10 protein-coding genes are annotated in these 12,857 nt (G+C 70.6%); 3 read left to right on the plus strand and 7 right to left on the minus strand.

Features of this window, described 5'->3' with window-relative positions:
- Nucleotides 1-448: 448 nt before the first annotated feature.
- Complete coding sequence (locus U2P90_RS00675) at nt 449-1,786, minus strand: S8 family serine peptidase (RefSeq protein ID WP_322473344.1); 1,338 nt, start codon at nt 1,784-1,786, stop codon at nt 449-451.
- 273 nt (nt 1,787-2,059) lie between these two features.
- Here U2P90_RS00675 and U2P90_RS00680 point away from each other — a divergent pair, with 273 nt between their 5' ends.
- Nucleotides 2,060-3,214, plus strand: a complete 1,155-nt coding sequence (locus U2P90_RS00680; RefSeq protein WP_322473345.1) for a prepilin peptidase — start codon at nt 2,060-2,062, stop codon at nt 3,212-3,214.
- Nucleotides 3,215-3,273: 59 nt separating this feature from the next.
- On the opposite strand, the gene U2P90_RS00685 is transcribed toward U2P90_RS00680, so the two are convergent.
- Complete coding sequence (locus U2P90_RS00685) at nt 3,274-3,723, minus strand: superoxide dismutase (RefSeq protein WP_295816343.1); 450 nt, start codon at nt 3,721-3,723, stop codon at nt 3,274-3,276.
- Nucleotides 3,724-3,943: 220 nt separating this feature from the next.
- Here U2P90_RS00685 and U2P90_RS00690 point away from each other — a divergent pair, with 220 nt between their 5' ends.
- Both U2P90_RS00690 and U2P90_RS00695 read left to right on the plus strand, forming a co-directional pair.
- Nucleotides 3,944-5,386: an aldehyde dehydrogenase family protein gene (locus U2P90_RS00690; RefSeq protein WP_322473346.1), complete on the plus strand. Its 1,443-nt coding sequence runs from the start codon at nt 3,944-3,946 to the stop codon at nt 5,384-5,386.
- Entirely contained in the window at nt 5,379-5,927 is a 549-nt protein-coding gene (locus U2P90_RS00695; protein ID WP_322473347.1) for a molybdenum cofactor guanylyltransferase, read from the plus strand. Before U2P90_RS00690 ends, U2P90_RS00695 begins: the two co-directional genes overlap by 8 nt.
- 3 nt (nt 5,928-5,930) lie before the next feature.
- Here the strand turns inward: U2P90_RS00695 and U2P90_RS00700 are convergent, their stop codons facing one another.
- The 5 genes from U2P90_RS00700 to gntA form a co-directional block, all read right to left on the minus strand.
- Entirely contained in the window at nt 5,931-7,769 is a 1,839-nt protein-coding gene (locus U2P90_RS00700; RefSeq protein ID WP_322473348.1) for a menaquinone biosynthesis decarboxylase, read from the minus strand.
- Nucleotides 7,770-7,778: 9 nt separating this feature from the next.
- Nucleotides 7,779-9,089: a Na+/H+ antiporter NhaA gene (gene nhaA / locus U2P90_RS00705; protein ID WP_322473349.1), complete on the minus strand. Its 1,311-nt coding sequence runs from the start codon at nt 9,087-9,089 to the stop codon at nt 7,779-7,781.
- Nucleotides 9,090-9,338: 249 nt separating this feature from the next.
- Nucleotides 9,339-11,111, minus strand: coding sequence for an asparagine synthase-related protein (locus U2P90_RS00710; protein ID WP_322473350.1), 1,773 nt, complete (start codon nt 11,109-11,111; stop codon nt 9,339-9,341).
- Nucleotides 11,112-11,115: 4 nt separating this feature from the next.
- Nucleotides 11,116-11,733, minus strand: a complete 618-nt coding sequence (locus tag U2P90_RS00715; RefSeq protein ID WP_322473351.1) for a DUF1989 domain-containing protein — start codon at nt 11,731-11,733, stop codon at nt 11,116-11,118.
- Nucleotides 11,730-12,575 carry a guanitoxin biosynthesis heme-dependent pre-guanitoxin N-hydroxylase GntA gene (gene gntA / locus U2P90_RS00720; RefSeq protein ID WP_322473352.1) on the minus strand — a complete coding sequence of 282 codons (846 nt, stop codon included), beginning with the start codon at nt 12,573-12,575 and terminating at the stop codon, nt 11,730-11,732. The genes U2P90_RS00715 and gntA overlap by 4 nt, the downstream gene beginning before the upstream one ends.
- Between the last annotated feature and the right edge of the window lie 282 nt (nt 12,576-12,857).

Consider the following 12,857-nt stretch of genomic DNA (forward strand, 5'->3'; position numbering starts at 1 on the left):
GGGCGCTCTCCTGTGGGTGCTCAGGCCCGGCGCAGGTACACGGGCCGGGGATGGCCGGGCGGGCGGCGCGGCACATGCGGGCGCGGGCGGAACGGGCGGGGCGGCACGGGGACGGCGGGGGCGAGATTGAGGGGGCAGAGCGTCACGGTTCACCTCGGGAGGTCGGAAGGGGACGGCCGGGAATGGCCTCTGACCCCAGTGTGGTGGGGGGATGTGACCACTCCGTGACTGGACGTGTGCGGTTTTCCTCAGCCGCGCCCACCCCCCGCCGGGGGGGGTCACGCGGCACCCGCGGACGGGGCAGGGCGTGTCATCTGGGCGTCACACTCTGCCGCTCGCCCGGCTCCCGGCTGCGGATCAGCACACGACGGACGGGCGCCGGTGGTCTGAACCCCGGCGCCGCCCGTGTGTGCTGTTCAGCGTATGTGGCTGTCCGGCGCCGGACGGCCTACCGGAGGCCCAGGTACCGCGACACGTTCAGGAGCCGGCCCATACTGCCCATGGTGAACACGTTCAGGGTGGTGTACGTGTCGCCGGCAGCGTTCAGGGTGTCGGTCAGGCTGCCGGGCGTCAGGGTTCCCCGGTACATGCCCAGGGCCAGCGCGCCGGCCACCGAGGGCGCGGCGAAGGACGTGCCGCTGGCATAGGCCAGCCGGGCACCCGGGTATGCGGACACGATGGCGTTGCCGGGGGCGCTCATCTTCAGGTCGCTGGAGTAGTTCGAGAACGCGGACTTGCTGCCGTCGAGATCGATGCTGCCGACACTCACCAGGCCCACGAATTTCGGGGCGCTGAGCAGGCCGCCGCTGGTGGCGTAGCGGGCGGGGTAGGTCAGGGTGGTGCTGTTCGCGTTGCCTGCCGACGCCGTGATGACCACACCGGCCTTCAGGGCGGTGCTGAGCGTGGTGCTCAGGGCGGTCACGTCCGAGGTGAGGCCCAGCGACAGGTTGATGACCTTCGCGCCGTCCGCGACCGCACGGTCGATGGCGAGCACGAGGTTGCCCACGGTGCCCGAGCCGTCAGGGCCGAGGACGCGGTAGGGCAGTACGGTGACCCGGGGAGCCACCTGCAGCAGCACGCCCGTCACGGCGGTGCCGTGGCCGTAGCGGCCGATCCCGATGGTGCTGGCGACCTCCTGCGGCAGCGCGTCGTTGTCCACGAAGTCCCAGCCCTGGGTGGTGCTGATCTGGGTCTTCAGGAAGGGATGGTTCATGTCCACGCCGGTGTCGATCACGGCCACCTTGATCCCGGCCCCCTGGGTGGGCATGGTGGCGATGTACGACTCGGACATGCCGATCCGGGACAGGAATTTGCGGTAGGTGCTCTGGGCCACCGGGTCGAGCCCGCTCACGCCGCCGGCCCACGTGGTCTGGCCGCCGGCCCAGGTCAACGCGCCGCCGGCCCACGTGGTCAGGCCCAGCGAACTCGGTTCGCTGCCCTCGGCCGTGATCTGGTCGTTGGCCTCCACGGCATCGACGGTCGCCCCCAGGGCCGTGAGGGCCTGGACACGCAGCCCGGCGGTCGTCAGGGATCCGCCGGACGGCACCTGGGCCACGATGGCCGAGCCGACCTCCGGATGAAAGCTCAGGATGACCGCACCGGGCAGGGCCGCCTGGAGCTGGTCGCGGGTGGTCTGCGGCTGGATCGTCAGGGTGATCAGCGCGTGCTGTGCGGTGACCGTGGGGACACGCGTGGTGCTGACGACGTGCTCCTGTGGGGTCGGCACCGAGCCGCAGGCGGCCAGCAACAGGGTGAGCGCTGTGAGGATGCTGATGCGGTGGGTCATGGGGAATCTCTCCTGGAGTGCGGACGGACTGACCGTGGATCGCGGCCAGATTCGATACCGCAGCATGGCAACCCTCTGAGACTGCCGTGTGACTTTTCATGGCCGCAGGAGTGCTACCCACGGGGGGTATCGGCGTGCAGCCGCCGTCGGGGCCGGGCCGCCGGCCGCAGGAGTCACACGGCAGTCACAATCCAGGCGGTGCCCCGCAGGGACAGCGCTGCCCACCGACAACGTGCAAGCCCCCTGTCAGACGAGGACACCTACACTCCGCTGGTGACTCCCGATGTGCTGATCGTGATCTTTGCCGGAGTGCTGGGCCTGCTGGTGGGATCGTTCTCGAACGTGCTGATCTGGCGGCTGCCCCGGCGTGAGAACATCGCGTTTCCGCCCAGCCACTGCCCCCACTGCGACCACCGGCTGGGGGTGATCGATCTGGTGCCGGTGGCGTCGTGGCTGTCCCTGGGCGGGAAGTGCCGGTACTGCCGGGCACCCATCAAGGCCCGCTACCCGGTCGTGGAACTCCTGACGGGCCTGGGCTACGCCGTGATCGCCATGCTGTTCCCGCCGCTGACGGTCGGCTGGGGCGCACTGGGCCTGATGCTCCTGTTCACGCTGCTGCTGGTCGGCAGTGCCATTGATCTGGACACCTTCACGATCCCCGACGAACTGACCCTGCCGGGCGTGGCGCTGGGCCTGATCTTCGGGTTCCTGAACGGCCGGGCGGGCGTGGGCACCCTGCCGGACTTCGCGGGCGCGGTGCAGGGGGCGCTGCTGGGCGCGGGCCTGCTGGTGGCGATCAACCAGTTCGGGTCGTGGGTGCTGCGCCGCTTCCGCGAGCGCTCGTACCCGGAGTTGCCCATCGGCTACCAGCAGATCAGCCTGGGATTGATCGCCGGCGCGTGGCTGGGGCCGTGGTGGGGCACCGGCGTGGGCGTGCTCTCGGCGGCGGTGAACATGGCCGCCGGGCGCGTGATCCGGGTGCCGGAATGGCTGACCCTGGGCGGCCTGCTGCTCAGTCTGGTGCTGGGCAGTGCCGGCACCGGCCCCGGCATGATCCTGATGGTGCAGGGGGCGCTGGCCGCCGCCGGGGGCGTGTCGCTGGTGGCGGGGGTGTACTGGTGGCTCCGGCGCGAGCCGGAGGACGAGGCAGCCGGCACGGACAGTGCCGAGGAACCCTACGACGCCTCGGCCATGGGCTTCGGCGACGTGAAACTGGCGGCCGTGATCGGCGCGTTCCTGGGCTGGGAGCGGCTGCTGGTGGCGCTGGTCATCGCCGTGTTCGCCGGAGCGATCCTGGGCGTGGCCCAGCTCGCCATGAAACGCGAGAACCGCGTGAAGTTCGGCCCCTATCTCGCCCTGGGCGCCGTGGTGGCGCTGATCTGGGGCCAGCAGTGGGTGAGCGGCTACCGGCAACTGCTCGGGCTGTAAGGTCTCCAAACGACGCAGGCCGGGAACGCCATGTCCCGGCCTGCGTCGTGACCCTGCCGTTACATCATCTTGGCAATGGCCGTGCAGCTCACGCCGGCGTCGGCCGGGGTGCCGGTCGCGTTGGCGGCGGTGTGGATGTTGAAGTACGTGGCGTTCATGACATCGGCCGCCGCCACGCTGCCCGACAGGGTCAGCATGCCCGAGGCGTCGGACTGGCCGACGATCATGCTGGACATGATGGGCGCGCCGCCGCTCGCACACGCGTCCGTGCTGGCCGCGCCCTGCACGTGGTAGTGCGCGACATAGTAGGTGCTCGGGGCCAGGCCCATGACCTTCGCGGTCGTCATGACCATCGAGCCGGTCTTGTTGACGGTGACGGTGCCGCTGGAATTCAGGGCGTTCCCGGCGGGCTGCTTGGCCAGGGTGTAGTCCATCGGACGGGCCATCATGGACATCGAGCACGCGCTGAGGGCCAGGGCCAGGGTGGGCAGGGCAAGAACTTTCAACATAGGAACCTCCAGAACAGAACAAAGGGTGACATCCGGGAGTCTCGTCCGGTCTGGGCGCTGCCAAGTGTCAGAAGCCTTGCTTTGTGACGACTTCCTCAATGGGCGCCCTGGACGGCCGTCAGGTGAGCCGGCGGGTGCCCGGCCAGGCGCTGGCATTTGTTACACTCGGTTCAAATCAGTGCGACCAGACTGCCCTGCCCGGCCTATGCGAGGTATCACCGTGACTCCAGCGCGCCCTTCCCCCACCCCGGACGCCGTGTTCGCCGCGCAGCAGGCGTGGCGCTGGACCGCGGCGCAGACGACCGCCCCGCAGCGTCAGATCATCCTGCGCCGCCTGCACGACGCCGTCCGGGCCCACCGCATCGCCCTGGCCGACGCGCTGCGCCGCGACCTGGGCAAGAGCCGCGCCGAGGCGGAACTCACGGAGATCCATCCGGTGCTGGAAGAACTCCAGCACGTCATCCGCCGGCTGCCGCGCTGGATGGCTCCCCGGCGCGTCCGCACGCCCCTGGCGCTGGTCGGCAGTTCCAGCGAGGTGCGGGCCACGCCACGCGGCGTCACGCTGATCCTGAGCCCGTGGAACTATCCCGTGAATCTGGCGCTGGCGCCTCTGGTCGCCAGCCTGGCTGCCGGGAACACGGTGATCCTGAAACCCAGCGAGAAGGCCCCGCACGTCGCCCGTGCCCTGCACGACCTGATCGACAGCGTGTTCGAGCCGAAACTCGCTGCCGTGGTCTGCGGCGACGCCGACACCGCCCGCGCCCTGACGGCGCTGCCCTTCGACCACATCCTGTTCACGGGGAGCACGGCAGTCGGTCGCCACGTCATGCAGGCTGCCGCCGCGAACCTGACCAGCGTGACGCTGGAACTGGGCGGCAAGAGCCCGGCCATCGTGGACAGCAGCGCGGATCTGCGTCTCGCCGCCCAACGGATCGCGTGGGGAAAATTCCTGAACGCCGGGCAGACCTGCGTGGCCCCCGACTACGTGCTGATCGCCGAGACCCAGCGGGACGCCTTCGTGAGTGCCGTGCAGGAGATCACCACGCAGCGCTTCGGCACGCCGGAGCGGCTGCGCGGCGGCCCGGACTACGGCCGCATGGTGGACGCCGCCAGCGTGGAACGCCTGGAGCGCCTGACGCGCCAGAGCGCCGCGCAGGGTGCCCGGATCGTCCTGGGCGGCGAGTTCGACCCCCAGGCGCGCTTTATCTCCCCCACCGTCGTCACGGACGTCACGCCAGACATGCCGCTCATGCAGGAGGAACTGTTCGGCCCGGTGCTGCCGGTGCTCACGTACCGGACGCTGGACGAGGCGCTGGAGTATGTGCGCCGCAACGACCCGCCGCTGGCCCTGTATGTGTTCGCGCAGGACGCGGGCGTGATCGAGCGCAGCAAACGGCACACGACCAGCGGCGGTCTGGTCGTGAACGGCACCGTCATCCACCTGACCAACCCGAACCTGCCCTTCGGCGGCGTGGGCACGAGCGGCATGGGCGCGTACCACGGCGAGCACGGCTTCCGCACCTTCAGCCACGAACGGGCCATCATGCACGAGGGCCCACGCAGCAGCGTGCGCTTCACGTACCCGCCCTACGGCCGTCCCCTGCCGCGCGTGGCCGCGTGGGCGCTGCGGGCGCTGGAGCGCCAGACCGGCCCGCGTGACTGACGTGACCGCCGCCATCACCGCCGGCGGGCAGTCCAGCCGCTACGGCGGCGACAAGGCGCTGGCCGTGCTGGGTGGCCGGACGCTGCTGGAACACGTGGCCGGCAGCCTGGAGGCCTGCCCGGTGCGGGTGCTGATCGCTCCGGCCGGGAAGTACGCCCTGCCCGGCTGGACGACGGTGCCCGACACCCGCCCCGGTCAGGGGCCGCTGGCCGGGCTGGAGGCCGCCCTGACCGCCGCCCCGCCCGGCTGGGTGGCCTTCGCGGGGGTGGACACGCCGGGGCTGACCCCCGTGTACTGGCAGGCCCTGGCCGCTGCCCGCACCCCGGACGCGCTGGCGGTGGTCGCACTGGACGGCGAAGACAGACCACAACCGCTGGCCGCGCTGTACCACACGCATCTGTTGCCCCAGATCTCGGCCCTGCTGGACGCCGGGGAACGGCGGCTCAGGACAGCTGCGCCGCCGGGACAGACGGTGTTCGTTCCCGGTCTGGACGCGGCCTACTTCCGGAACGTGAACCGGGTCGGCGACCTGGACGCCTGAGCCTCAGCGCCACTGCTCCGGCAGGCCGTACACGTGCCACAGGGCGTCCACGCGGTTCACGACCGCCCCGTCCATGACGATCTTCGGCGGCCACTCGCGCACGAAGCCCTCTTCGGGGAGCTTGCGCGCACCGTCCCACGCGAGCAGCCCGCCGTGCACGGCCACGTCGCGTTCGGCGTCGATGTTGTTCAGGATCGTCCACCACACGTCCTGGAGGTTGCCCACGTCGGTCTGGTCGTCGCAGATCAGGAGGTGGCGGATCCCCCGGGCGGCGGGGTGCGCGGCGAAGGCGCGGGCCAGCTCCTGCGCCTGCCCGGGGCGGGTCTTGTCGAGCGCCACGAGCCAGTACCCGTCCCCGGTCTGGGTCTGGGCGAGCACGCCGTCGAAGGTGGGCAGCTCCGCGCTGGCGTGCGGCTGGAAGGTCTCGGGGGTGACGTCGCCCGCCTGATCGTCGCGGGAGCTGACGCCGGAGCCGGTCTCCTCGGGGCGCTTGGTGGTCGCGTCGATGATCAGCTTGCCACCGTAGCCCCACCCGCGGCTGGAGTGGTCGAGCACGTCGATGGGCCCGCGCGTGGTGAGGGTGTCGCGGCCCGGCACGGCCTTCTGCGCGACCTCGCGCCACACCGCGCCGAAGTCGCTGACCGTCACGTCCTCGTCCACAACCACGATCACCTTGGCGAACATCATCTGGCCCAGGCCGAACAGGCCGTTGGCGACCTTGTACGCCTGCCCCGGATACGTCTTCCTGATGGACACGAACACGAGGTTGTGCGCGACCCCGGCGGGCGGCATGTGGTAATCGACGATCTCGGGAATGATGAGCTGCGCGGCGGGCAGGAACAGCCGCTCGGACGCCTCGATGAGGTACGCGTCCTCCATGGGGGGGCGGCCCACGATGGTTGCCGGGTAGACCGGCCGCTCGCGCATGGTGACGGCCGTGACGTGGAACTGCGGATACAGGTCGGGCAGCGTGTAGAAACCGGTGTGGTCGCCGAAGGGCCCCTCGACCACCCAGTCCTCGCTGGGGTCGACGTAGCCCTCCAGGATGAACTCGGCGTTGGCGGGCACGTCCAGGTCGACGGTCACGCCCTTCGTGACCGGGTAGCGCTGGCCGCGCAGGTAGCCGGCGAGGGCGAACTCGTCGAGGCCCGGCACGGGCGGCAGGGGCGCGGTGGCCGCGTAGATCAGGGCCGGGTCGCCGCCGATGGCGACCGCGACCTCCAGCTTTTTGCCGAGCTTCCTCGCCTTCTCCAGATGCTTCGTGCCGGTCTTGTGACGCTGCCAGTGCATGCCGGTCGTGTTGCGGCTCATGACCTGCACGCGGTACATGCCCATGTTGCGCTCGCCGGTCTCGGGGTCGTTGGTGATGACCAGGGGCAGCGTGACGAAGGGCCCGCCGTCGAGCGGCCAGCACTTCAGCACCGGGATCCTCGAGAGATCCACCTCGTCGCCGCGCCACACGACCTGCTGCACGGGGGCGTTCTTCACGCGGCGCGGCGGGAGGTTCATGGCGTCGCGCAGCTTGGTGACGTTGCTCAGCAGGCCCAGCTTGCTGCCGCCGCCCGAGAGGTCAATCAGGGCGCGCACCTTCTCCGCAAGGCCGTCGAGGTCGTCCACGCCCAGCGCCAGGGCGACACGTTCCTTGGTGCCGAGCAGGCCGATGACCACGGGATAGGCGCTGCCGACGACGTTCTCGAACAGCAGGGCCGGGCCGCCCCGCTTCACCATCCGGTCGGCGATCTCGGTGATCTCCAGCTCGCGGGAGACCGGCACGGACACGCGGACGAGTTCGCCGCGCTGTTCAAGCAGGCGCATGAAGCTCTGGATGTCCGGAAAGGCCATGCCCGGAGTCTAGGGGGCCGGGGGCGGGGCAACCGTACCGGGCGCTGACATCCCGGCCCCTGAGCCACGGTTCCGCGTGACCAGCAGCAGCCACCCGCCTCCCAGCACCGCCGCCAGCACCGACGCGATCAGCACGCCCAGTTTGGCCTGGGTCAGCAGCGCCCCGGTCTCGAAGGCCAGGTTCGAGACGAACAGGCTCATGGTGAAGCCGATCCCGGCGAGTATCCCCGCCCCCACCATGTGCCGCCAGGTCACGCGGCGGGGCAGCGAGGCCACGCCCGCGCGCACCGCCAGCCACGCGCCCCCGACCACGCCCAGCGGCTTGCCCAGCAGCAGCCCCAGCACGACGCCCAGCGACACGGTGCCCAGACCGCCCGCTCCCACCGTCACGCCGGCGTTCATCAGGGCGAAGACCGGCAACACGGCGAAGGTCACCACCGGATGCAGGGCGTGCTCCAGCCGGTGCAGTGGACTCTGGGCCCGCTCCAGCAGATCCTCCAGATCCCGCAGCCGCGCTCCGACCTCCTCCTCCCGGCCCGGCCGGGCCGCGTCGGTGAGCGAGGTCAGGTACCCCGCCGGGTCGGGCTTGCGGATGGGCACGGCCAGCGCCAGCAGCACCCCGGCGATCGTGGCGTGCAGCCCGGACTGCAGCACGAGCAGCCACAGCACCACGCCCAGCACGCCGTACACCTTCAGGCTGGACACGCCCCGGCGGCCCGCCAGCAGCGCCGCGCCCCACGTCAGCGCGGCCAGCGCCAGTGCTCCCAGGTTCAGATCCGACGTGTAGAACAGCGCGATCACCAGCACCGCGCCCAGGTCGTCCACGATCGCCAGGGCGGTCAGGAAGACCTTGAGCCCCAGCGGAATGCGGGAGCCGAGCAGCGCCAGCACCCCCAGCGCGAAGGCGATGTCCGTCGCCATCGGTACGCCCCAGCCGTCCACGCCGGGGCCGCCCGCGTTCAGCAGGGCGTACATGCCCCCGGGCACCAGCATCCCGCCCGCCGCCGCCGCGATCGCCAGCGTGGCCCGGCGGCGCGAGGCCAGTTCACCGATCAGCAGTTCGCGCTTGATCTCCAGGCCGACCAACAGGAAGAACACGGCCATCAGGCCATCGTTGACCCAGTGTTCCAGTGAGAGATCCAGGCGGGCCCCACCCACGCTCACGGCCAGATGCGTGTCGCGCAGGGCGGCATAGGCTCCCTGGGCGGGTGAATTGGCCCACACGAAGGCGATCACGGCGGTGCAGACCAGCAGCAGACCGGCGAAGGCCTCGCTGTGGACGAAGCGGGCAAAGGGGGATGCGGGAGCGTGGGAAGCCATGGAACCTCCGGGAGGACACTCAGGATGTGATGGCCGTGCGGCCGTGAATCAAAAACCTTGACCAGAAAACACGATGGAGCCCGACATGCGGACTCCACCAGGTCAGCGTATGGTCGCTGGAACCGGCCGTCAGGCGGCCTGCTTTGGGTCAAGGATACCACGGGGGTGGGTTCAGACCCGCTGCTATGAACACTTCATCAGGTCAGGAACTGAGCCTCCTGCGCCATCACCTCCCGGTTCCCGGTCGCATCAGTCACCTGCAGCCCACGTCAGCCCTGAGGGGCGAGCACGTGTCCCCTCTGCGTCCTGAACCACGCTCCCGGCACCGCGGGCCACCACTGCCCGTACGGTCAGCACGCGCCGCAGGAAGGTCGCGGCGTCCACGGTCTTGCGGATCGGGGCGGGGCCGAACACGCGCAGGCCCAGGGGTGTGCGGCGCAGGCGGCCCAGGGTCTGCCGGACAGCCCCCCGGAGCTGCACGCTGCGTGGCACGGGGGCCAGCTGCAGCAGCAGGGCATGGATCACGTCCGGCGGGATCACGTCGTCCAGGGGGCTGGAGGTCTGCTGCACGCTGTCCCAGATCTCGGCCCGCTGGGCGATCAGTTCGGTCGTCCAGTCGGGGACGTAGCCCAGCGAGCGGGCCAGCGGCACCCGCATCAGGTGGGGGTCGAGGGTATGCAGCACCCGCCGGAACATCGCCTTGCGGGCCAGCACCTCCAGCGGCAGCCGCAGCGTGAAGTCCAGCAGGGCACCGTCCAGATACGGCACATGCACGTGGGCCGTGTGCCCGGCGAAGCGGTCGCGCCACGGCAGCAGCGAGTGCGCCACGTTCACGTCCAGCATCAGGGCGATCTCCAGCGGGTAGCCGGTTCGGTCGGAGCCAGCCCCCGCCTGCGCCAGCACACCCGCCAGAACCTGCTCCCACGCCCCCTGTAGGGCATCGTAGGTGGTGTTCGGCAGCGTGGGCCGCAGCCACGCCAGGATGCCGAAGGACGGCGGCACCTTCTGGCGCAGCAGCTGATCCGCGTGCAGGCTCAGCGGGTGGCTGTTGATGTCGAAGGCGTGGTCGCCCACGAACACGTCGCTGGGGTTCAGGGCGGCGAAGTCGGCCCAGGCGTCGGCCTCGTCGCACAGCGGCGCGCCGCCGCCCCCCCACGCCACGTTGCGCCGCACGTTGCCCAGCACCGAGCCGTGATACGCGCCCAGCACCGTGTGCCGCGTGCCGTACTGCGCCGCGAGCCGGTGCGCGACCTGCGCGTCGCTGCCGGGAGCGCGGGCGTCCAGCGCATACGAGAACGTCCGGACGTCCGCGCCCAGAGTGGTCAGCACGCTCAACAGACCGCGCGAGTCGTAGCCGCCGCTCAGGGACAGGTACGCCCGCCCGCCGCTGGCCTGAAGCCGGCGGGTCATGGCCCCCCGGATCAGGTGGGCGAATTCGGCTTCCAGATCGGCCACGCTCGCCCCGGCCTGCGGCCCGGTGAAGGTCAGCGGCCAGTACTCGTGCGTGCACACGTGGGAGCCGCCCAGATCGTGAACGCAGGCCCGGCGAAGGACGCCGACGCCCTGGCGCAGGGTCACGCCGCCCAGCAGGCTGCCCTTGGTCAGGTAGGCGCTGACGCCCTCCAGATCCAGCGGGCGTTCGCGGAACGGGGCCCAGTCGGGCCGGGTCGAGACCAGCACGTGCTGCGGGGTGTGCGCCACGTACATGGCCTGCGAACCGACCCGGTCGGCCACGGCCAGCACCCGCCCGGCCTGGCCGTCGAGGATCAGCGCGGCGTAGTGGCCCTCGATGTCCCGGGGAAAGTCCCGGCCGCCGTGCAGGTAGGCGTCCAGCAGGTCGTCCGGCGTGGCCCCGTACAGGCAGCCCTTGACCAGCACGTGCAGGTCGAGTTCCGGACGCGACACCAGCGCGCCGTCGGCCGCGTCCAGCCGCACCTGCCACGGCCCGATCCGCCGCGTGCCGGGCGCAGGACTCCGGTCATCCGGGAGGCGGTCGAGCACCGCGCTGAAGTCGCGGGCCATACCGCTACTGCGGCGTCCCGGCCGGAATGACGTGGTAGTCGATGGGCTTGAAGGTGCCCCCGTTGCTGCCCTCGGCCGAGCACGCGGTCAGGCCGACGATCAGATCCATTTCCGCCCGCAGGTGCAGCTGCTGCCCGGCGGTCGAGATGGGCGGCGCGATCCTGACCCGGCCGGACTCGTCGACCACGACGTTCATGAAGATGTTCAGGGTCGTGGGGATCTGATCCGGCTGGATGCCGTAGGGGGCCAGCGCCTGCACCAGATTGGAAAAGCAGCTGGGATGCCCGTCGGCGGTGCCCGGCGGGTACAGGATCTCGAAGGTCTCGGTCGAGCACGGGGTCAACAGGAAGTCGTGGCGGCCCACGTCGTCGCGCAGCAGCGTGAACATCGGCCGGCTGCGGTTCGAGTACAGGACGTGCCCCGTGGTCAGGTAGATGGTCTCGTTGTAGTCGAAGGTGCGCCCCGACGACAGCCACTCGCCGCGCTCATCGGCGGCGAAGGCCATCAGATCCGAGACCTGTTCGCCCCAGGCGTCGATCACGACCAGTACGTCGCCACGCTTCAGGGTGAAGCCGGCGCCGCTCTGCGGTGGAATCCGGTAAAGGGTGGGGGACTCGGTCATTCGCGGGTGGTCTCCTGAAGGGTGGTGGGGGGCTCGTGGGCAGAGGCGGCCCCGTATCCGAACGGGCAGCGCCCCGGCGACTCAGCGGTCACGGGCGGGTGCGGAAAGGGCGCGGCCCACTCCGGCTCGACCGCGCGGCCGGAATACTGCCGGGCCTCGGACGCCTCGCCGTGGTTGGCGAGGTTGGGGTTCAGGCTGCCCTGCCACGCCAGTTCCCGGCGCCGCACGGCGCGTTGCAGCGGCTCGAAGCGGCCGGTCTCGCGCAGGCGGCGGAACTGGCGGTGGGCGTTGAAGACCAGGGCCGGGTACGGGAAGGTGCGGGCCAGCCGGCTGCTGTGGGGGTGCAGGCCGATCACGAAGAACCCGCGCCCGTTGAAGGAAAAGCCGAAGCGGGGATCCTGAGGGTCGGCCACGACCTCCGGGCTGTAGGGACGCGGATCGCGGGCGTGCAGGGCACGCAGCTGTGCCCACAGGCGCTCCTCGAAGGCGTGTTCGTCCGGCGGCGGCGGGCCGGCAAAGACAGCGATCATGGAGGTAAAGCCGCCGGCCATGGCGTCCTGATCGGCGCAGAACTGCGCGAGATCCTGGGCCAGCCCCCGGGTCGCCGCCTCGCTGCCCAGGTCGCCATAACACCCCAGCGCGTAGGCACTGGTGTTCAGGGCGGCGCGGGCCGCCAGACACGAGAATTCCGGAGCCAGCACCGTGCGGTGCAGGGTGGCCTGGACTCGCCGGGCCAGTGGGGTCACGGCACCCCGGCTGGCCTGGAGGACGCCGCCGCGCACCAGATGGTACGTGCCGGCCAGAGGGTCTGGAACTTCAGTGGGCATCGCCTGCTGGGTCATGGAACACTCCGGTGAAACCGACGTCGGCGGCGTGCCTGAGGGGTCGGCCCGGAAACCCGCGCTGCGTCTGTATGAGAGTGTAGTCGAAAATGTCAGCTTTGTGAGTTCTACATGGCAGTTTGATGTGAAGTGGTTTCAGATGGACAGCTCCGAGTCGTGCGTGATGGCACGTGCACCCGACCCACCGACCGGACGACGGATGGCGTCCAGCTGGCCTGAAGACGCACGCGTCCGCCACGCTCAGGCAGTTCACCCGGTCGTGCTGGCGGGGATGTCCACCCC

Source organism: Deinococcus sp. AB2017081 (genome assembly GCF_034440735.1).
GTDB classification, from domain to species: Bacteria; Deinococcota; Deinococci; order Deinococcales; family Deinococcaceae; genus Deinococcus; species Deinococcus rufus.